This is a genomic window from Shewanella sp. A32 (genome assembly GCF_029167175.1).
GTDB lineage: Bacteria > Pseudomonadota > Gammaproteobacteria > Enterobacterales > Shewanellaceae > Shewanella > Shewanella yunxiaonensis.
Map to the genome: position 1 here is coordinate 28,560 of NZ_JARFTS010000002.1, position 20,146 is coordinate 48,705.

21 protein-coding genes and 1 tRNA gene are annotated in these 20,146 nt (G+C 48.8%); 12 read left to right on the forward strand and 10 right to left on the reverse strand.

The features are described from left to right. Nucleotides 1–12 precede the first annotated feature (12 nt). The gene (locus PY479_RS02025) at nucleotides 13–2,409 is read left to right on the forward strand and encodes a zinc-dependent metalloprotease (protein ID WP_275482714.1); all 2,397 of its coding nucleotides are present in this window, start codon (nucleotides 13–15) and stop codon (nucleotides 2,407–2,409) included. A gap of 4 nt (nucleotides 2,410–2,413) precedes the next feature. Here PY479_RS02025 and PY479_RS02030 read toward each other — a convergent pair whose 3' ends face one another. Continuing rightward, complete coding sequence (locus PY479_RS02030; RefSeq protein WP_212595361.1) at nucleotides 2,414–4,222, reverse strand: protein kinase; 1,809 nt, start codon at nucleotides 4,220–4,222, stop codon at nucleotides 2,414–2,416. A gap of 204 nt (nucleotides 4,223–4,426) precedes the next feature. Here PY479_RS02030 and PY479_RS02035 point away from each other — a divergent pair, with 204 nt between their 5' ends. Continuing rightward, complete coding sequence (locus PY479_RS02035) at nucleotides 4,427–4,771, forward strand: hypothetical protein (RefSeq protein ID WP_212595362.1); 345 nt, start codon at nucleotides 4,427–4,429, stop codon at nucleotides 4,769–4,771. A 90-nt stretch (nucleotides 4,772–4,861) separates the two neighbouring features. On the opposite strand, the gene PY479_RS02040 is transcribed toward PY479_RS02035, so the two are convergent. After that, complete coding sequence (locus PY479_RS02040; RefSeq protein WP_275482715.1) at nucleotides 4,862–5,944, reverse strand: porin; 1,083 nt, start codon at nucleotides 5,942–5,944, stop codon at nucleotides 4,862–4,864. A 531-nt stretch (nucleotides 5,945–6,475) separates the two neighbouring features. On the opposite strand from PY479_RS02040, the gene tcdA reads away from it, so the two are divergent. The 4 genes from tcdA to PY479_RS02065 all read left to right on the forward strand — a co-directional run bounded on the left by tcdA (nucleotide 6,476) and on the right by PY479_RS02065 (nucleotide 9,993). Further along, nucleotides 6,476–7,270, forward strand: a complete 795-nt coding sequence (gene tcdA / locus PY479_RS02045) for a tRNA cyclic N6-threonylcarbamoyladenosine(37) synthase TcdA (protein WP_212596494.1) — start codon at nucleotides 6,476–6,478, stop codon at nucleotides 7,268–7,270. Nucleotides 7,271–7,362: 92 nt separating this feature from the next. Continuing rightward, the gene (gene pepT / locus PY479_RS02050) at nucleotides 7,363–8,589 is read left to right on the forward strand and encodes a peptidase T (protein ID WP_275482716.1); all 1,227 of its coding nucleotides are present in this window, start codon (nucleotides 7,363–7,365) and stop codon (nucleotides 8,587–8,589) included. A 136-nt stretch (nucleotides 8,590–8,725) separates the two neighbouring features. Then, nucleotides 8,726–9,337 carry a superinfection exclusion B family protein gene (locus PY479_RS02055; RefSeq protein WP_212595365.1) on the forward strand — a complete coding sequence of 204 codons (612 nt, stop codon included), beginning with the start codon at nucleotides 8,726–8,728 and terminating at the stop codon, nucleotides 9,335–9,337. Nucleotides 9,338–9,906: 569 nt separating this feature from the next. Continuing rightward, a tRNA-Leu gene (locus PY479_RS02065) sits at nucleotides 9,907–9,993 on the forward strand. A gap of 42 nt (nucleotides 9,994–10,035) precedes the next feature. Here PY479_RS02065 and PY479_RS02070 read toward each other — a convergent pair. The 3 genes from PY479_RS02070 to PY479_RS02080 form a co-directional block, all read right to left on the reverse strand. Next, nucleotides 10,036–10,320, reverse strand: a complete 285-nt coding sequence (locus PY479_RS02070; RefSeq protein ID WP_275482717.1) for a hypothetical protein — start codon at nucleotides 10,318–10,320, stop codon at nucleotides 10,036–10,038. Nucleotides 10,321–10,324: 4 nt separating this feature from the next. Continuing rightward, nucleotides 10,325–10,702, reverse strand: a complete 378-nt coding sequence (locus PY479_RS02075) for a hypothetical protein (protein ID WP_275482718.1) — start codon at nucleotides 10,700–10,702, stop codon at nucleotides 10,325–10,327. A 120-nt stretch (nucleotides 10,703–10,822) separates the two neighbouring features. After that, nucleotides 10,823–11,245 (reverse strand): DUF2787 family protein, encoded by a 423-nt coding sequence (locus PY479_RS02080; protein WP_275482719.1) that lies wholly within the window; start codon nucleotides 11,243–11,245, stop codon nucleotides 10,823–10,825. A 75-nt stretch (nucleotides 11,246–11,320) separates the two neighbouring features. Between PY479_RS02080 and PY479_RS02085 the strand changes: the two genes are divergently transcribed. The 6 genes from PY479_RS02085 to PY479_RS02110 all read left to right on the forward strand — a co-directional run bounded on the left by PY479_RS02085 (nucleotide 11,321) and on the right by PY479_RS02110 (nucleotide 14,530). Then, complete coding sequence (locus PY479_RS02085) at nucleotides 11,321–11,734, forward strand: hypothetical protein (RefSeq protein WP_275482720.1); 414 nt, start codon at nucleotides 11,321–11,323, stop codon at nucleotides 11,732–11,734. Nucleotides 11,735–11,952: 218 nt separating this feature from the next. Beyond that, complete coding sequence (locus PY479_RS02090) at nucleotides 11,953–12,729, forward strand: hypothetical protein (protein WP_275482721.1); 777 nt, start codon at nucleotides 11,953–11,955, stop codon at nucleotides 12,727–12,729. A 151-nt stretch (nucleotides 12,730–12,880) separates the two neighbouring features. Next, a complete protein-coding gene (locus tag PY479_RS02095) occupies nucleotides 12,881–13,195 on the forward strand; it encodes a pyrimidine/purine nucleoside phosphorylase (protein WP_212595389.1) in 315 nt (104 codons plus the stop codon). A 20-nt stretch (nucleotides 13,196–13,215) separates the two neighbouring features. Then, on the forward strand, nucleotides 13,216–13,611 hold the full coding sequence (locus tag PY479_RS02100; protein ID WP_212595390.1) for a carboxymuconolactone decarboxylase family protein: 396 nt from the start codon (nucleotides 13,216–13,218) through the stop codon (nucleotides 13,609–13,611). 32 nt (nucleotides 13,612–13,643) lie between these two features. Beyond that, nucleotides 13,644–14,144, forward strand: coding sequence for an N-acetyltransferase family protein (locus tag PY479_RS02105; protein ID WP_343377244.1), 501 nt, complete (start codon nucleotides 13,644–13,646; stop codon nucleotides 14,142–14,144). Nucleotides 14,145–14,230: 86 nt separating this feature from the next. Continuing rightward, nucleotides 14,231–14,530: a hypothetical protein gene (locus PY479_RS02110; RefSeq protein ID WP_275482722.1), complete on the forward strand. Its 300-nt coding sequence runs from the start codon at nucleotides 14,231–14,233 to the stop codon at nucleotides 14,528–14,530. 10 nt (nucleotides 14,531–14,540) lie between these two features. Here PY479_RS02110 and PY479_RS02115 read toward each other — a convergent pair whose 3' ends face one another. From PY479_RS02115 to nifL, 5 genes are all read right to left on the reverse strand, one after another. Further along, the gene (locus PY479_RS02115; RefSeq protein WP_275482723.1) at nucleotides 14,541–15,077 is read right to left on the reverse strand and encodes a nitrogen fixation protein NifQ; all 537 of its coding nucleotides are present in this window, start codon (nucleotides 15,075–15,077) and stop codon (nucleotides 14,541–14,543) included. Next, nucleotides 15,074–15,337: a 4Fe-4S dicluster domain-containing protein gene (locus PY479_RS02120; protein WP_275482724.1), complete on the reverse strand. Its 264-nt coding sequence runs from the start codon at nucleotides 15,335–15,337 to the stop codon at nucleotides 15,074–15,076. The genes PY479_RS02115 and PY479_RS02120 overlap by 4 nt, the downstream gene beginning before the upstream one ends. Next, a complete protein-coding gene (gene nifB / locus PY479_RS02125) occupies nucleotides 15,318–16,646 on the reverse strand; it encodes a nitrogenase cofactor biosynthesis protein NifB (protein WP_275482725.1) in 1,329 nt (442 codons plus the stop codon). The genes PY479_RS02120 and nifB overlap by 20 nt, the downstream gene beginning before the upstream one ends. A 151-nt stretch (nucleotides 16,647–16,797) precedes the next feature. Continuing rightward, nucleotides 16,798–18,360 (reverse strand): nif-specific transcriptional activator NifA, encoded by a 1,563-nt coding sequence (nifA, locus tag PY479_RS02130; protein ID WP_228730397.1) that lies wholly within the window; start codon nucleotides 18,358–18,360, stop codon nucleotides 16,798–16,800. A gap of 7 nt (nucleotides 18,361–18,367) precedes the next feature. After that, complete coding sequence (gene nifL / locus PY479_RS02135) at nucleotides 18,368–19,897, reverse strand: nitrogen fixation negative regulator NifL (protein WP_275482726.1); 1,530 nt, start codon at nucleotides 19,895–19,897, stop codon at nucleotides 18,368–18,370. Nucleotides 19,898–20,146 lie beyond the last annotated feature (249 nt).

The window sequence follows — 20,146 nt, forward strand, 5'->3', positions numbered from 1 at the left end:
CGGGGACGTGGTATGAAATCATGGTCGGGATTGCTGTTTTGCTTATTGCTGCTGCCGCTGGCGGTGACTGCAGCCACTGACAGCAACAGTGTTTTGCGCACGAGTCATAAAGCTGAAGGGTTTATCAATCTCTATTTCGATAATGATAGCGGTCAGCTTTATCTCGAAGCTAATCACCTTAACCAGCCCCTGTTGTTGCTCACCAGTCTACCGCAAGGTGCGGGTTCCAATGATATTGGTCTGGACCGGGGCCAGTTAGGCAATACCCGTCTGGTGCAATTTGAACGCCAGGGCCCCTTCATCTTATTAAAGCAGCTCAATACGCATTATCGCGCCGATAGCGATAATCCATTTGAACAACGGGCGGTGAAGGAAGCCTTCGCGGATTCCGTGTTATGGCAAGGAAAACTGTTACCGGGCAACCGTTTATTAGTGCCTATCAATGAGCTGTTGCTGACGGATTTACATGGCATTCAGCAACAACTGAAAACTACCGGGCAAGGCAATTATCATCTCGACCCCAGTCGCTCGGCGATTCTGCCAAAATCCGTCAAGTCTTTTGCACGCAACAGCGACGTCGACATTCAGCTAACTTTTGCCGCGGATAAGCCGGGTTCACAGGTGGCTGATGTCGCCCCTGATGGCCAGTGGTTGTCAATGATGGTGCGCTTTTCTTTTATCGCGTTGCCAGACTCTGGTTATCAGCCGCGGCCTTATCATCCAATGAGTGGCTTCCTTTCAGATGAATACCGTGATTACGCGACGCCGATTGATCAAGATATTACCAAGCGTTTATTGTTGCGACATCGGTTGCAGAAAGTGCATCCAGGCCCGGCCCCCAGCGAGGTGGTTAAACCGATAGTTTATTATCTGGACTCCGGCGTTCCAGAGCCGATCCGCAGTGCCTTGCTGGAAGGTGGCCGCTGGTGGTCGCAAGCATTTGCCGCCGCCGGTTTTCTCAACGCATTTAAAATGGAAATGCTGCCAGATGATGCTGATCCGCAAGATATTCGTTACAACGTGGTGCAGTGGGTGCATCGTGCCAGCCGTGGCTGGTCCTATGGTGCGGTCGTCACCGATCCGCGAACTGGTGAAATCATTAAAGGCCAAGTAACCCTCGGTAGTTTACGGGTGCGGCAGGACTTACTGATTGCACTTGGGGTGACTGCGGGTTGGAACGACCGGGCGGCAGCCGACCAGGCGTCAATGGCCCTGGCACTGGCGCGGATCAGACAATTGGCCGCTCACGAAATTGGTCACACACTTGGCCTCAGCCACAATTTTGCAGCGTCCACCAATGACAACGCCTCGGTGATGGACTATCCGCACCCCTATATTCAGTTGACTGATGGGCAGATTGATATCAGTCAGCCTTATCGAGAAGGCATCGGGGCGTGGGATAAGTTTGCTATCACCTATGGTTATGGTGATTTCGGTGACGCTGCCGCGACAAAAAAGGCGCTGGCACAGCTGTTACAACAAACGCAGCAGCAAGGATTACGTTACATAGCCGAAGCGGATTCGCGACGCGCATCTGCCGGTAATGCCTGGGCCAGTTTATGGGATCGAGGGAATGATCCGCTAGCTGAACTGGCGCGGCTGCAAGGCGTGCGGCAACAGGCGCTGCAACAGTTTTCTGCTACAGCCTTACTTCCCGGGCAACCCCTGGGCGAACTGGCTGATGCGTTGGTGCCGGTCTATTTGCTGAGCCGCTATCAGGTGGAGGCGGCAGCCAAATTTATCGGTGGAACGGATTACAGCTACCTGGAGCGCCGCGATAATGGCAGCTGGCATTTCATGACGCCTGAGTTGCAGCAACGAGCACTGAAAGAAGTGATTGCCACGTTAGATAGTGATTCACTGTATTTGCCGACCAGTCTCTACGCCAAATTGGTGCCTAAAGCCGGTGATTATCAGCGAACTCGTGAGAGCTTTGCCTCCGCGCTAGGAGTGGCAAACGATCCGCAAGCGATGGTGGAAGCCTTCAGTCGCCATGTGGTCGGGTTATTGTTACAAAGTGAACGTCTTAACCGGGTAGATCAACAAGCTAGCCGTGATAACGAGCAGGTGTCAATACCACAATTGCTGGACCAACTAGCGGCAAAAACGCTGCTGGCTAATCTACCCTCCGGTGATAAACAAGCGGTGGCGATGCGTGTCAATGCAGTGGTTTTAGACGGTGTACTCGAAGCTTTGGATAACCCCGCTTGTCGTCCTGAAGTCCGGGCGCAGATCAGTGCTAAGCTGGCGTTCTGGCAGCAACAGTTCGAGCGTAAAGAGAAGCGCGTCACTGCTTTTGAAGCGGCTCATTATCTGCAGATGCAGCAGTTGATAGCACAACACGATAAATTTCCCACTAAACGGATGATCCTAACGCCGGTAAAAATGCCGCCAGGGTCACCTATCTGATGGATTAACAGCGTCTGGGGTTGCGTGGGTAAAAGCGCTCCGGACGCCGTTCCAGATGGGAGAATTCACGGGTGTTTTTATAGGGGAGTTTCATAAAACCGGAAACTCCCTGTCCTTGAATTTTATCAACATGCTGCAGGATCCGGTCCAGACCGGCACGAAATTGTGCCTGTTTGCGCGGATTCAACAACCTAAGGTAACTGTGTATTTTCAGATGGGTTGGTAATGCTTCAAAGATGATGCAGCCTGTGTGGTGAATATGGTTAAGTCGTTCTAGTTCCGCCATAATTTCTGCTGGCAACTCCAGATTTTCATCAGGATCTTTACCATCCTCGAAATAAGAATGCAGGCGCGATTTATCTTCCAGCGTTGGCACCTCGCCAATCTCGAAGGGCAGTTGCTGACCATCATGACATTGGAACGGCGCTTCAACGGAGCTGCGTTCCAGATGCAATGTGTCTTTAGCGTTGAAGAAGCAGGCTTTAAAAATGCCGATTTTATGGATCCCACGGGCGAGCGTCACCATGTTGTTGACCGCCTGCAACAATGCGGGTTTCAACGATACATCGTACAACGCCAGATTGGAGTCGATATATATCCCTTGTTCGCGCCAGTGAATCGCGAGCCCACCAACAATCGGGTATTGCCCCAGCCTGCCAACGGCCGCAATAAATCCCTTTTCGGTATCGCCCATGCCCGCCAGAAAATTACGATAATATTTTTCCAGTTGTACATCCTGCGGAAATGGCTCGGCAGACCCCATATTGCCCTGATGACTGCGTAAAAATGATTTTCGAGAACTGTAGCTGACAGTTTCTACATCGCGATGTTGTGGTTGCACCCAAACCGGTATGTCGCCAATCTGCTCCATTGCGGGTACTGGGGGCAACAACAGATAATGGCTATATTGCATGCTCCGCAAAAAGTAATCGCCGGCGCGCTGACGTAATAATGGATCATCGCTGAGCATGCCTTCCAGAGTACGGGCAAGCTCCATCGGTAATCCCAGACTCGTGGGCGGGATCACTCGTGAACCAAAGCGACTCGCTTGTCCAGACGCCAACGCATACAAGGTTGCCGCCACTCCCTGCTCGTCGAAACGCGGACTGGAAAGGGCGCCGTTGAGTTGTTCTTCACCAATAAAATACACATCGCCCATGCGGGCATTAGTATGTTGTTGATCGCACGAAAGTAACTCCATGACATTGGCGTGTGCTGGCTGGCCATCGGCTTCGTATTGCGCAAATACAGCGGAACCCCAATCGATCAACGACAGCTTATCCTGTTGTGGGTCATAGATCAGATTTGACGGTTTGATATCACCGTGAACCAAAGGTCTGCCGCGTCGCAGATAAAGCAGTAGATCTGCCAGTTGCCGGGCAATACTTAGAATTTCCTGTACTGGCAACGCGCCAGTGCGTCGGCAGCGTTGATCGAGGTCTTCACCGGAAGCCCGCGCCATCACCATAATGCCTTGTCGGCCAACGCGTTGAAATTTTATCAGCGCTGGAACATTAGGATGATGTACCTGTGACAGGATAAACGCTTCTTCTTCCAACCGGTCCTGAATATTTTGTGGCAAGGTGATGCGCGAAAACTTAAAGACGTGTTCCTCTCCGTAGCGGTTACGGCCGGCAAACACAAAACCATAAGCACCTTTACCGATAAGTTCTGGCGCTGCATAACCCAGTTTGATCAGTTGTTGATGACACAAGCGGATCCATGCCCGGTGCTTACGGGCATCATCGGCTTTGAGCAGATAAACTGATTGCTCTTCCGAAATGTAGAAGTGCTGTAGTTCCGGGGCTTGCAACGGGATGCTCCAACGTCGGGTAATAGTGTTATCTACGCACTTAAACGACAGGCTGTCTAGTGGGCAAGTCTATATAAGCGAGATCTATATCAGATTTATGTGTACCTATCGCATCTGATTTTTCGACACTTTGATATATGTCAAAAATGGCGAAAACAGTCGGGGGTAATCTGTGTGTAAAATGCAACGTTATCGGGAGGCGTTATGCCCGAGCCTGACAAGCGCGAACTCATCGCGTTATTTGAGTATGCCAGACCCAGAATTATCCAGTCGATGGAGCTGCGCCATTGCCCGCATTCGGGCTTTTACAACCCTGTTGATGATGAGTGTACCTTCTGTCATCAGGGGATGGAATGTGTCTGGATGAATCGCAATGATAATCTTGTTGCTTTGGAAGAGAAGTCCATCGAAGAGCTGAAACAACAGCTATTGATGGCGGTGGATTTTGTCGACGCTAATCTTACGCCGCACCATTTATCACGGCGAAAATGTGACTGTGATAACTGCGCCTGGTTGCGTAAGGTGGAAGAAACGCTGGCGAGATACTGATGCTGTCCAGTGTTGATACACTCTGTTGAGAATATTGATAGGCAATAAAAAGGCGACCATTAGGTCGCCATTTTAGTATCCGAAATCGGATTAGAAGTCGTAACGAACACCGACAGAAACTACGTTGTCGTCATCCAGATCGATCTTGGCACCATCCAGTTTGTAGTCACCTTCATAGTGAGCGTAGTGACCATACAGCAGAGTGGTTTTAGCCACTTTATAGTCAGCACCAACGATGATGTTAGAGATGCTTACATCGCTTACTGAACGAGTAGCGGCAGTATCTGCCTTCATATTAACGCCAGAAGCGTTCTTGAAGTAGCTACCGAAACCACCATCATCATAGATGTATTCAGCTTTCAGGTTTACACCGTTCAGGTTATAGGCAACGTTCACCAAGTAAGTGCTACCGTCGATGTCGCTGTTCAGCACGTTTTCAGACTGCTGGAACAGAGCACCTACTTTGAACTGGTCCAGTTTAACCTGACCGACTAAACGGTAAGCATCAATACCATTGATACCTTTGTTGTAAGCGGCTGCCGCGTAGTAGTTCTGCGCTTTGAAGCCTTTATCGCCCAGAGTCGCACTCAGTGCGTACTGGCTGCTGCCATCACCGGCAGACGTAGTTGCGTTGTTATCATCAAACTGATAGTTGGCATTCAGGGTCAACACGTCAGCGATTTTTGGAGAGTAGTAGAACACGCCATCAGCTACACGGCTCTGAGCCTGCAGCATACGATCCATATCCGCGTTGGTGTTACCGAACAGGTCGATGCCACCTTCAGAGTTTTTGAATACGGTATCTTTACGGCCGAATACTGCAGTACCTGCAGCAGTTTTGAAACCAAAGAATGTATTACGAGAGTTAAATACAGTTGAGCTACCAGTGTTAGAAGTGTTTTCAAAGCCCCATTCGCCTTGGTAAACAACGTCTACACCATCAGCAATCTTTTCAGAGCCTTTAACACCCAACCATGAGAAGTTATTTTCCAGATAAGTACCGCTGTCACCTTGAGTAACGCCAGCAGTGTCACCCTGCAGGGTGTAGCTATTCTGGGAGTTAGTGATCATCAGGTCGAAACGACCGTAGAAAGATGGACCATCAGCCAGTGCACCGAAAGAGGCAGCTGCCAGAACAGTAGCGACTGACGCAGAGATAAAACTTTTCTTCATGTATGTGCTCCCTAGAACCTAAGTTCTATTCCATTTATTTATGGTTTTGCTTTTTGTGTTCCTGGGCCAATCCCGGGCGTCCTGCTCAAGATAAAGCTGCGCCGATTTTTGCAGTTTTAATTTTTAAATATTGTGGCGCAGATCACATTTTATGCCCCGGCGGCATGGAACTTTTTCAAAAAAGTGAAAAAAGCTCGATTTAGTGGTTAAAAAAAAAGCAGTCGTTTATTTTTACGTAACCTCCTGAGGCTCCGGCAAAAACGTATCGACATGGCAGTATACCAATCTCTATCTGTTTTCGCCGTTCAACTAAAGGATAAATTAGTTCTAGCTGATGTTTGAAAAAAGTAAAAATTTTTAGTGAATGAAATCCATGTGTTAACGCGGACCATGTGATGCACGCGAGACAAGGCCTGCAAATTTGTGGAACAATTATAAAAGTTAAATGAGCTCAGCAATTTTAAACGCTTTTCGCCTTTTTGATTGTGGGAGCGAGTGCGAGTGTTCAGGGATCTTATCTTGTCAGCAAATATGTTCGAATCAGAAAGCTATCAACAACGGTTTGGTGGTATCGCCAGACTCTATGGCGTAACAGCGTTACAGCGATTTTCCGAAGCTCATGTCATGGTGATAGGCATTGGCGGTGTCGGTACCTGGGCGGCAGAAGCGCTGGCACGCAGTGGTATTGGGCAGATCAGTTTGATGGATTTGGACGATGTCTGTGTCACGAATAGCAATCGACAAATTCATGCATTGGCGTCAACGGTGGGCCAGTCTAAAGTCAATGTGATGGCGGAACGGATTAGCGAAATCAACCCGCAATGTCAGGTGACAGAAATCGAAGATTTCATTTGCGCCGATAATTTGCCGCAATATTTAGCACCCGAAAGGGCTCCTGATTACGTGGTGGACTGTATTGACGCGGTGAAACCTAAAGCGGCCTTGATAGCTTGGTGCAAGCGTAACAAAATTCGTATTGTCACTGTTGGCGGTGCTGGGGGACAGGTGGACCCAACACTTGTGGAAGTTACAGACCTGGCAAAAACTTTCCAAGACCCCTTACTGGCAAAAGTCCGCAATTTATTACGCCGAGAGTACAACTTCAGCAAAAATCCCCAGCGTCGGTTTGGCATTGACGCCGTGTTCTCCAGTGAGCAACTTAAGTACCCGCAATTGGATGGTACCGTGTGTAGTAATAAAGAAGGGGTGACTGGCAGTATGCGTATGGATTGTTCCGCCGGGTTCGGTGCGGTTACTGCGGTGACCGGTACCTTTGGTTTTGTTGCGGTCAGTCGTGTGCTGTTAAAGCTGGCCCAACATGCCTGATACGTTAAAACCAAAAATATGATCTAAATCTAATGTATGGAAGTCGGTTGTGCTAGAATGCAGCCACTTTCTTGCACTAGGTATAAACGACTATGCAAAAAGCTCTGCTCACTCGATTTTTGCGTTACGTGCAATCGGATACTCAGTCCGATCCCAGTAGTCTTTCTATCCCAAGTTCTCCCGGCCAAAAGGTCTTTGCTGCAACCCTAAAGCAGGAGTTGCTGGAGCTTGGTTTCAGCGATGTTTTTTTAAGTGATGCTTGTTGCTTGTATGCCCGCGTTCCTGCCACCATCGCGGATATTCCGGTTATCGGTTTTATCGCACACTTGGACACCTCACCTGATTACAGCGGTGCCAATGTAAAACCGCAGATAATTCCAGATTATCAGGGGCAAATTATTGCGCTGGGGGACAAAGAACTGCTGTCTCCAGAGCAATTTCCAGATTTGCTGCATTATCTCGGCAAGACACTGATTACTGCTGATGGCTCTACGTTACTTGGCGCTGATGACAAGGCGGGTATTGCTGCGATTGTTACCGCTATGCATTATCTGTTGCAGCATCCAGAGATCCCTCATGGTGAAATTGCAGTGTGTTTTACCCCAGATGAGGAGATTGGGCGCGGTGTTAAGGGTTTCGATCTCGAACATTTTGCGGCGCAGTGGGCCTATACCGTTGATGGCGGCGCGGTTGGTGAACTCCAATTTGAAAATTTCAATGCAGCAACCGCGGTGATTACTGCCCGTGGCAATGCTTGCCATCCGGGGAGTGCTTTCGGTGTCATGGTTAACGCTATGACCATGGCCTGTCGCTTCCATGCCAAAATGCCGTTGCACGATACTCCAGAACATAGCAGTGGCTATGAAGGCTTTTTCCATTTGGTATCTATGGAAGGTACAACTGAACAGGCCAAATTGGTGTATCTGATCCGCGATTTTGACAAAGTGCAGTTTGAGCAACGCAAGCAATGGTTACAGGATCTGGTGCAGAAATATAATGACGAACTGACAAGTGGCAGCTTGGAAATCGCAATTTCTGACAGTTATTTCAATATGAAAGAAGCGGTGATGCCTACACCTCATGTGATTAACATTGCTTGCCGGGCAATGGAGATGGCGGGCGTTACTCCGGACATCAAGGCTATTCGCGGTGGTACTGATGGTGCCCAATTGTCCTATCGTGGCTTGCCTTGCCCCAACTTATTTGCAGGCGGTCATAATTTCCATGGCAAACACGAATACGTGTGTCTTGAATCGATGGAACAAGCGGTAGCGGTGATCATCAATATCGCCAAGCTCACTACACAACGTTACGACTGAGCCCCATCATATTTAGCCAAGATGCCGACCAATCCGTCGGCATCTTTTATGGTTAAGCATCATCCTTTAATGCAAAACAATGGCACCAGATTTGCTTTCGCTTAGATATTGCAAATTTTTGACTGCGGATATCACCATGAAGCGATTCAAACTCACCTTACCGAAAACATTCAGTGTACGTGGATTACTGTTAGGTACCGCGCTTTGGGGCATATTGCTGACAACGTTGTTGCTGTTTACGCCATCACCGTTGCTGCATTTGGTGAATTTGGATTTATGGGTTGCTGACAATGGTCATTATATTGGGTTAGGGCTGTTATGTGCGGTAGCTTATATCGGAGCATTGATCGTCAATTTTTTGCTGGATGAAGCGATACATTACTTGCAAGGGCGTCGGGTTGATGACGCTATTGAAGAAAAGGTGTTATTACTGGATCCGGCTGAAAGAGCCTTGTTGCGTGAATTTTTCCTCCAGGGAAGTGCGGTGTTAACCATGCCTAAAGAAGATATGGTGGTACAAAGTCTGCTAAACACGCACATATTGGAATGTGTCGGAAATGAACGTCATTACGCCATTCAAGGACCCACAGCGGATTTTAAAATTTCGATGAAAGCTCGTCGGCATCTGAATCGTCGGGTACTGAGATTGCCTGCGGGCGAACTTAGCAAAGAAGATATGCAGCACTTGATGAAAGCGCGGCCTCAATTCATCAATAGTCTGGCTCAAGTACGTAAGCACGCAGCGTAACGCGTGATGAACAACAAAAAGGGCAGCGCGATGCTGCCCAAATCACTTCTAGTGTCACTCGCAGAAGGAATACGAAAACTAAGTCTTAGCAGACTTTACAATCAGCACCCAAGACAGGTAACCGAGTAATCCAACGGTACCAAGCAGCACCAGTGTGGACAGTAGACCCAGGGGAGTTGTGAACATAACATCTAGGTCAAACCATTGAGTCATTCACGTGCTCCTCTTATCGTAAAGTCAGCTAAAAAGTAGTCAATGTTGCATCGACATAACCTGATCATGATCAAGAATTCGCCTAATACGTGTTTTGAAGAAGGCTCATTTATTTCAGTATCTGCGCTCGATCAAATTTTCAGCATCAATTTCCTGCACCAAAGTACCATCGGAAATGTGATTTAAAGTCTTTAAAGCCTAAAAATTAGGCCGCGACGTCTTAAATTTAAGCACTTGAACCGCATTTTATGATAGTGCCTTTGAAAGCACTTGCGATTGTATAGCGCCTAGGTATAATGCCGTCCGTACCGAAGCTAACCCTCAAGGGGATGCACGGTAAATAAGTAAGATCCAATGCCAGAGTGGTGAAATCGGTAGACACAGGGGATTCAAAATCCCCCGCCCTTAAAAGCGTGACGGTTCGAGTCCGTCCTCTGGTACCATCTAAATGACCGACATGAAGTCGGTTTTTTTGTGCCTGAATTTCACTCTTCAGAAGAATTTTCTCTAGCGGCTTTAATCTGGCTAAACGAAAATGACTCACTTAAATGGGTTACTTCGAAATCATCTTTTCCAAACTGATCATGGTTGATTCCTCTATAAGTAATAATGCGACCATTTGGCAATGTCACTTGATAGTTTGGAAATTTCATTTCTCCCAATAGTCCAAATTTTACAGCGGACTCTTCGTAATTTCGCATATTTTGCAATACATTACGCAAATAAATTCGTCCCAGTTTAGGGAGATTTTCTGTGGTAATTTTCAACATGTATTCACTCCTTTTCTTCGTTTCTTGAGTAAGTTGTTGCAGTCTTAAAAAGTTGACGTTTACTCTCAGTTGAGCTTGGTAACCTCTGTTTAGATAAATTAGGTTTATATCCCCATGACGCCATTAGAATTCTCACTAGTGAACCTGTAAGTTGTTTAAGTCTGTCTTTTTCATCTGATTCTTTATCATCGCTAAAGGGAGATAGAGCTAAGAATTCAGGTGTGAGTGCGTCTAAGGGGGATTTTCCCAAGTATGCAGCTGTTTCAGCGCGAATTTTATTTTCAGGTTTTAAAAGACATTCCCATATCACTTGACCATTTTCACCGTTGAATAAGTCACGAAATGATGGATGTAGCTCTTCATAAATTTTTTTAGAATCCATTTTTATTACCTCGTTTTTGGTGGGTAAAATAACTATAGCGTAAATATTACCTCATTGCAAATATACACTGGGTAAAATTTATAGAAAATTAGGAGCTGAACATTTTTTGCTGTTAAAGCACTAATCCGGTGTCACCTTGATAGTGAATACACCCATCTCCCAATAGCTCAAAAAGTTGGGTTCCCATACCTCATACATATCGTGTCCAGTACGGATTGGAAAGCAGCCAAATGCGGTCTGAAACGTGTCACAGCCGATGTCAAAATCGATAGCCTTTGCCAGCTCTGCGAAGTATCCGCTGCCGACATAGCAAAACTCGGTGATATAGCAGATACGCCACTGTTCACGATGGCGCTCCAAGCGTATTTCTACTGGATGAAAACCACCCGTTTCAGCGTTGTAATCCTCATCACGGAAGTTCAGTGTCACGCCATAACCTTCAATATTTTTCACAAGTTCTGCCAGCTTGGTGGCGAATACCTCGCCGATAGGCAAGGTGTAGTGATGTGATGGACGTCCCTCCCTCAGCGCAAGTTCTGCCACACTTCAGCCGTATTACTCGGGCTTTTGATCCCAGGCGGTCCGATTGAAACCCGGGATTTCTCCCATATATCGCCTATGACACTGGGAATCTTCAATGTATTTCTCACTGTCCTGGGGATTGGGAGTCTTGCGTTAATCTATTTTTCTTTTATCGGCTCCGAGATTGCGGTCATCATGGCGGCAATCTGTGGCATATCCTATTTCCTCGTGTATGCGTTAGATTTGGCAAAAATCTTTCCGGTTTCGCCCAATAAAATGCCGCGCGCATTATTCTGGATTGAAGTGATTGGGCTGATCCTATCAATCCCGCTGACATTGCTGTCACTCATATATCTATTGCTGCCAACCGAAGGTGCCGGCATCTCCGAAGTTTCCCCCAGCACTATGCTATTGGGATTGGTGGCAGTCATTGTAGTCGGCGCCGGAATAGTGATATTCGCGACAAAATCAGCGATGAGACAAAGAGAAGCACAAGGCCCATCGCGTTGATGCAAAAGCTGTACAGCCAATCAACAACGTGAATGCCGTCAACATCCTAATCCGGTCGCTTTTGTGTGCTTCAAGTTAGAATAGCGCAGGTGATCGAATTGTTATTTTTACACTTACACTAATCCGACATTATTTTACATTTAATTTCAATATGTTGGCCTATGACTTGCGTTGATATCGATACGTCAAAGAAAGTGATATCGATACTAGGAGTCATCATGCAGGTTCAATCCCCCAACCCGTTTTATCAGGCGCAGGCACTCAACAAGTACCAAACTCATGCGGAGCAGGCCCCAGCGGCTGGCAATGTCGTCACCAATAGCGCGACCAACAGTGCTACCGCCAGTACGGCAAAAGCTGTCACTGCCACTAATAATGCGGCAAGTGTTGCCTCCTATGCGGCAAAATCTACCCCGTCAGTGTCCTTGTCATCAGAGGGTAAAGCGTTAGCAGCCGCTGAAGCAGGCCAAAAGCAGACTCATTCGTCAGTATTTCGCATGGATACCAATATGGGTAGCAAGAGCATCAATCTAGATAACTACTTTGAGACCTCAGCCCAGAGTAGCAGCGGGACGTATAACACTCAGGAATTGCTGTTACCGTCAATGAGTAACCTCAAAGCCTTGACCGCTCATGCTTCAAATGCTCTGTCTACTTTGATGAAAGATAACAATATTCCGACAGCCCCTGCTGAAATGAGCTTTGATGCTGAAGGTAATCTACAGTTGCCGGCTGACTATCAATACAAAGATCAATTGACGACCGCCCTGAATAGCAACACCTCGGTGACCCGCGAGCTGAATACCCTGAATGCGATGGCGAGAATCGTTTCCGGGAGTGCCAGTCAGGCTGAGAGCGTTGCAGGCACCACTGTTGCAGAAAATGGTACAAGTAGCGGCAGCACAGTGACCGCTGGCGCCGCATCAGGTATTGCGCTGAAATTGGCGGCCAATGGCGAGTTCCATGTTGCGGTTAATAACAAGACGTTGGCCTAGGTTCTCGGCGGCTTTTTGTCATTATCTAGGTGAATTTGCGAACAGTGAAATTTAACCTGGGTGCAACAAAACTGCTTTGCAGCTTGCGGAACTTAGCGCAAACTCAGCCACTTGAAATACATTATTTTCATCATCTGCGTTGGGGAGTCTTATGTCAGAGTTTCAGCAAGTTACAGTAGCAAAAAAAGCCAATATCTATTTTGAAGGCAAGGTAACCAGCCGCAAGCTGACTTTTGCCGATGGCACCGTTAAAACCTTGGGAATTATGTTGCCGGGTGACTATCAGTTTGGTACTGATGCTCCAGAATTAATGGAAATCCAGGTGGGGGAGTTAGATGTATTGTTGCCCGGTAGCGACCAATGGTTACATGTCTCTGGCGGGGAAAGTTTTTCCGTTCCGGGTAATGCGAGTTTTTCGTTGAAAGTACAGACTGTGACTGATTATTGTTGTTCCTATCTTAAATAATCATCGGGGGAGATGCGGCGATGGATAACAACGAAAAATACGCGAAGGGTTTGGCGGTCAGACGTGCAGTATTAGGTGACGCTTACGTTGATAAATCGCTAAACAATGCCACTGACTTCACTCGGCCATTGCAGCAGTTGGTGACCGCTAATTGTTGGGGCGAAGTCTGGACTAGCGAAGTTATCCCGCCCAAAACCCGTAGCCTCATTACCCTTGCGACTCTGGCAGCATTGCGTGCCAGTGAAGAAATAAAAGTCCATGTACGTGGCGCTCTTCGCAATGGTTGTAGTGTGGCCGAAATCCAGGATGTACTGTTGCAAGCAACGGTGTATTGCGGCGTTCCCGCGGGTATTGATGCATTTCGCGCAGCGAAGGAAGTTATCGAGCAGTGGCAACAGGAGCATCCCGAAGAATGATGTCACTGTTGTTGGACAGATAAGGAGTTGTCATGTTGTGCGTCAGAGCGTTCACCGTTGCTGATTACCCAGCCGTGAGCGCTATCTATCAGCAAGGGATTGAAAGCGGCAAGGCCACTTTTCAGGTGGCCACCAAAAGCTGGGAAGAATGGGATAGTGCCATGTTACCGCAGTGTCGGCTGGTGGCCGAATTGGCCGGAAACGTGGTGGGATGGGCAGCGCTATCTGCGGTGTCTAAGCGCGCAGTCTACGCCGGTGTAGCCGAAGTCAGTATCTATGTTGCCAACGACGCCAAACAACAAGGCGTGGGTTCCGCATTGATGAGTCGTCTTATCAATGACTCCGAAACCAATGGTTTGTGGACTCTGCAGGCTGGCATCTTCAGTGAAAACAATGCCAGCATCGCGTTGCACCAGAAGTATGGTTTTAAGGTACTGGGTATACGCGAAAAGCTGGGTCAATTGCATGGCGTATGGCGAGATGTGGCGTTTATGGAGCGCCGCAGCAAAATTGTCGGACAACCAGCCAGTTGATTGTCACTTATTCAACTCGCGTCAGTGCCGTTAATCAGAATTAAGCCATAATAATATCAAAGAGATATGCCTTGATGAGGCGTCCGATGAGAAAAGCAATTTTGATCATTGCTGCGATGCTGGCCTGTGCCTGGTTGCTGACCGGCCTGTTTGTGTGGCGGGAAGCACGCAACGAAGTCGTGTTTCTTTGTGGTAACTTCACGGCCGGCGTCAGTAAGACCTCGGTACTGCAACAACTCGCCACTGGCGAATTCCTGCGGCTATCAGAACCGCCCACGACTGATGGCCATCGCATTATCGTCGATAGCCCCTACACCTTAGGTTACTATCGCTGCGTAATAGAGTTCGATAACGATGACAAAGTACGCTGGGCATCGCTGCAATAGCGGCTATCTCTCAGCGCTCTTCTGAACCAAAGCACTCCTGATAGGTTGAACATTCATTGCAGCTAGGGGCGCGGCATACATAGTCGCCTCCATGATCGCATAACTGCTTGTATAAAAACCGTTTCCACCGCATATTGCGATCATTGGCGTTAAATAGTTGTGGAAAATACCAGGCAAACATACGGCTCAGCCGGGGCCGTTCTGGCAGCCCGAGATCTTTCCACAGGTGGCGGTTGCCCAGGCAGCCGCAGGCGATAACGCTGGCGGCCTGTTCGGCAAAGCCTGATTCAGGATTGGCATGTTCGATGAGCAGCGCCTTCAATTCCCGATATTCCTTTTGGCGCATCAGCAGCAATTGTTGCCTGAGTTGGCGTCGTTCTGACAGATGTTTCTTGTCCAAGGTTTGCCGTAAGACTCGGGTGCGGCTGGTGATGGCGTCATATTCTACCGAAGCCAGACCCAATTGCGGCGGCAGCACTGTGTCACCCGCGATGTAAGACAACATGATTGGCAACCAAAACAGTGCAACTTCGTCTTCGCTGGTCATAATGCAGCTCCCGGACTGATGATACCGGTCAAGCTCCCTTGTGGATTAACCGGCATGTTCATCTCGTTAACGATGGCTTCTTCAATCGGGCAGATACTGGCGCATTGTGGCGCATCATAGTGATCTTCACACCCGGTGCAGCGACGACTATGAATGTGAAAGCGTCCATTTACGTCTGGGTCTGCATATACCGCCTGGCTGGGACATACCAATTGACAGGCATAGCACCCGACACATTTATCAGTAATGGCATACTTCATGGTTACCTCCAGGCGTCAATGGGGTAGCTATTCTCGCGGCGATACTTGCGAGCGCTTCGGTGATTGGCTGGAAAGCAAAATCCACGTTAGGCGTGACTCCCAGTTTTTCCAATGCGCGCCAAGGCGCAATTCCCATGCGGGCACACAATACGGTTTGGCAATCGGCTACCGCATCGATGATCAGTTGTTTATCGCTGTCGTCGTCAGGGCAGGCATGAGTACCACTGCAGTATTGAGCAACCTGGCGGGTTTCCAGATAGATAAACTGCTGTTGTTGCTTATCAAAACGATAAATCTCGAAACGTTTGGCATGCCCAAAATGAGTTTGGATCAGCGCTTCACCATTACCTGCGACGGCTACTTTGTAACTGTGTTCAACCACTGGTTCTTCACTTTGCCCACAACCGCCTCCCAGTGTGCCAACGGCATCGGCACGGCACTGCTGGCAATGGGTCATCTGTGGCATATATTGGGACGAGATGGCGCGAGCGGCTTCCAGTTCGGACGCTGATGGACCGCGCTGACCGCGGATGCCGAAAAAAGTCCCATGCTCAGCTGCGGAGATCAGCGGCATGATGTTATGCATCAAAGCCCCGCGGCGACGCACTTCTTGCGACACCTGCTCAATATGGTGATCGTTAATACCGGGGATCAACACGGTATTGACCTTCACCAGCATGCCAGCTGCTGCGGCCGCCTCTAAACCCGCGAGCTGGTTTTGGATCAGCCGTTCAGCGGCTGCGCGTCCGCGCAGACGTTTATGGTCGTAATACACCCAAGGGTAAATCTGCTCGCCGATTGCCGGATCAATACAGTTAATGGTAACCGTCAGGTGATGCACGCCAGCTGCCGCGAGTTCGCTAGCATAATGCTCCAGCATCAAGCCATTGGTAGAGATACATAACTGCGCTTGTGGGTCTTCCATGCGGATCTTTTTCAGGGTCGCAAAGGTGGCTTGCGGATTTGCCAGCGCGTCACCAGGTCCCGCGATACCGACGACAGTAAGATTCGGCGCGCGTTTTTTAATGCTACGAAACTGCTTCAGGGCACCATCACAGTCCATCAGCCTTGATACCACCCCGGGGCGCGACTCGTTACTGCAGTCATACTTACGGTTGCAGTAATGGCACTGGATATTACAGGCGGGCGCCACCGGCAGATGCATACGCGCATACTGATGCGCCTGCTTGGAATAACAGGGATGGGTCGCGATCTGCTGTTGAATATCTTTAGGCAGCAGATGACGCACCTGACCAGCCGGTCTGGTTGCAGTATGTTGAGTGGTTGATGGCATCGACTGACGTTCCATGGCTTCCTCGGCATAGACGTAAACACTGAAGTACCTGTTGCAAACACTGTTCCTGCAATTTAGTTATTATCTATCAGTAGTTTAGCTATTTTGTTGGTTGCGACTGGCCGGACAATTGTCGCAAACGCGACAACTGAGCCGACAAGCTGCCTTACAGCTGTTTCATTTCGATGTTCATGATTTGGATACGGTAGGCGATCTGGCGTGGCGTCATGTTCAGCAAACGGGCGGCTTTAGCTTTCACCCACCCGGAACGTTCCAGAGCATCAATCACCATTTCGCGCTCGTCCATGCTAGGCTCCGGTTCGCTGAAATGGTTATTGTTGGCCGCATGTACCTTGGCCGGTTGCAGCGGCATCTGGCTTTCTAACTGGCTGAAACTGATCAACTCCGGGCCGATGATGCCGGATTCACACAACACTGAAGCTCGCTCCAAGGTGTTTTCCAGTTCACGAACGTTACCCGGCCAGGTATAACCCATCATCAACCGTAAGGTGTTATCGCTGAGCGACACTTGACGTTGCTGGGCCATACTGAGCTTTTTAGTGATGTGCTCTGCCAGTTCCGGCAAATCCTCAATACGATCCCTTAGTGGCGGCAGGTACATCGGCATGACGTTCAGACGGTAATAGAGGTCTTCGCGAAAATTACCCTGACTGACTTCCTCTTCGAGATTACGGTTGGTGGCGGCAATGATGCGCACATTGACCGAAATCGTGGAGGTGCCACCGATGCGCTCAAACTCCTTTTCCTGCAGTACCCGTAGCAACTTGGCTTGAAATGCGGCGCTGGTTTCGCCAATTTCATCCAGGAAAATCGTACCGTTATGGGCCATTTCAAAGCGCCCTTTGCGCTGCTTAACCGCGCCGGTAAACGCGCCTTTTTCATGGCCAAATAGCTCAGATTCCAACAGATTATCCGGTAGTGCCGCACAGTTAAGTTTGATAAACGGATTGTTGGCACGCGGGGAGTTGTAGTGGATGGCGTTGGCAACCAACTCTTTACCCGTGCCAGATTCTCCGCGAAGCAACACGGTAGAATCCCAACGTGACACCAGCCGGATCTGTTCAAAGATCTGTCGCATGGTCTTGGTGTGGCCCACCAGGTTTTTAAAGCTGTAGTTGTTGCGCACTTTACGCCGCAGGCCGTCACGTTCATCGACCAACTGCCGTTCTTTAGTTTCGACTTTATGAGCCAGTTGTACGTTTTTGGCGATCAGATTGCCGATCATCTCCAAAAATTTTGACAGCGCGGCCAGTGAGTCATCCCGACACTGCGGCGGTTGGGCCGAGAGCGCGCCAATCACTTTGTTGGCCCCGTCTTTCAGCGGCACGCAGATATAAGGTTTTTCATAGTCATATAACGCCAGTTTATCGGCAAAGCGCGCATCGTTGCCGAGTTGACGAATCACAATGGTGCTACCGTGTTTCAGCACATCACCGACGATGCCTTCTCCTACCTTGTAATACACCTGCTTTTCATCCATTACCGGATTAGGTGACGGATTGTGGATCGACTTGATCAGCAGAATATCGCGTTCGTCATCAAGAATGGTCAACATGCCACACTTAAGCTGGCATTCGTTGTGTAAAATCTTCAACACATTATTGGATGATTCAGTGTAATTGAGACTGGTACTCAGCTCGCTACTGATCTTATACATGGCAGCCAGTAACTGCCGTTCCAAATCAAAGAGATTCAATTCTGCAGCCATAATGCAATCACCATGTGTGTTTGGGGAACGTCAGACGAATACTGGCACCACCGATGCGGGCACTGTCGCCGATACTGATGGTGGCGGAATGCTCGTTGAGCACCTGTTGCACTATCGAGAGGCCGATACCGCGACAGCCAGAGAGGTGGCGCGGTTTGGTACTGTAAAATGGCTGGAATATCTTCAGACGGGAATTTTCGTGCACCCCTCCACCGCTGTCTTCGACCAGAATACTGATGTCGCTATCATCCTCGCTGGTGGCGATCAGAATGGTACGTTCTTCGGCTTTGGACACCTGAATCGCGTCGATGGCGTTATCGATGATCTGTTTCAGGGCTAACACCAGTCGATGCGGCATGCCGGAAATTGATGGCAACACGGGTTTAAGGTGTAACTCTAGATGAATACAACTCAGCAGCATCTCATCGGTGCTGATGGCGGTGACGTCGCGGATCACTTGATTCAGATTGACCGGTTGGAAGGCTTCATTGGCGCGCTCAGGAATTGCCTGCTTGATCTCATTCATGGCATTGACAGCATTAATCATGGCTTCATCCATCGCGCCCAGGCCGGGGCAGGCGTGATTGGTTTTCTTGAGAATTTTTACGGCCGATTCCAACATGTTGAACGGCCCCTGCAGCTGGTGCAGCGTTGCCATCAGTGCTTCCTGCATGGCATGCACATATTTGTTGTCGCTGGCCATCAGCTTGACTGAATTAATCCGACGTTCTTCCACCAATAGTTTTTCTTTGGTGCGATCGGCAATTGCCACGACGGTGTAGAATTCGTCCGCCGGATGAAAGTACGCTTCGGCGGTGGTATCGGTCACTGGAATTTTCGCCAGCGCATAATCAAACCAACGCTCACCCAGTGGACCCCGTTCCTCCATGTGTACGCCTTTGTAGCGGTTCTGCCGATTACCGACAAAGTTTTCAATGGCGTCGACGCCGTATTCCTGAAGTAAGCCCTGTGCCAACAGCTCAATCGGTGACATCTGAATGCTTTCGCTGAGATGATCAAAGCGACGGTTACTGAATAAGACGTTGTGGTGACTGTCGATCAGCGCGATGGCAATCGGTGCGGAATTCAGCACCGCCTGAAACATGGTGTACTGATTCTTCTGATGTGTTTGCAGCTTATGGCTTTCAGTGATGTCTTTGTGAATCGAGTAGTAGCAGTGCTGGTCTTCATTGTTTTTAAAGGCAGAAATAGAGATTTCCGCGATGTATGGCTGACCATTCTTGCGCTTATTGATCAACTGTCCTTGCCAGTGATCGCCGCGGGTGATCGCGCCCCACAGACTTTCGTAAACACTGCGAGGGGTCGCCTTATAGGACAACATTGAACAGTTGTTGCCTAGCAACTCTTCCCGGCTATAACCGGTGATCTCCAGGAAGGTATCATTGACCAGCAACAGGTTGCCGCGGTTATCCGTGATACTGATGGCAACTGGTGCATTCTGCAGGATCTGCGCATACGCTTCCAGACCAAATTCCGGAGTGTTAATCCGGGGTACGACTTTGTCTATCTGTTCCATATTCGCCTTCCCGACCATCGCAACTGTTGTCTGCTTTTTTAGGGATACTGCATAAATTAGACCACTGTAACATTTTGCTAACTTTTGCCAGATGATACTGATATCTATTTGTTTTGTATGTGATTGTTTGTTTTGGAACAATTGTTAAATCGACGCTAAAAATTGTTCGTTTTACGACAATTAGCGATAGGTGAATGACAAAATGCAGTGTGGCGATTGCGGATAATTTCACCAAAGCAGTGCGATGTC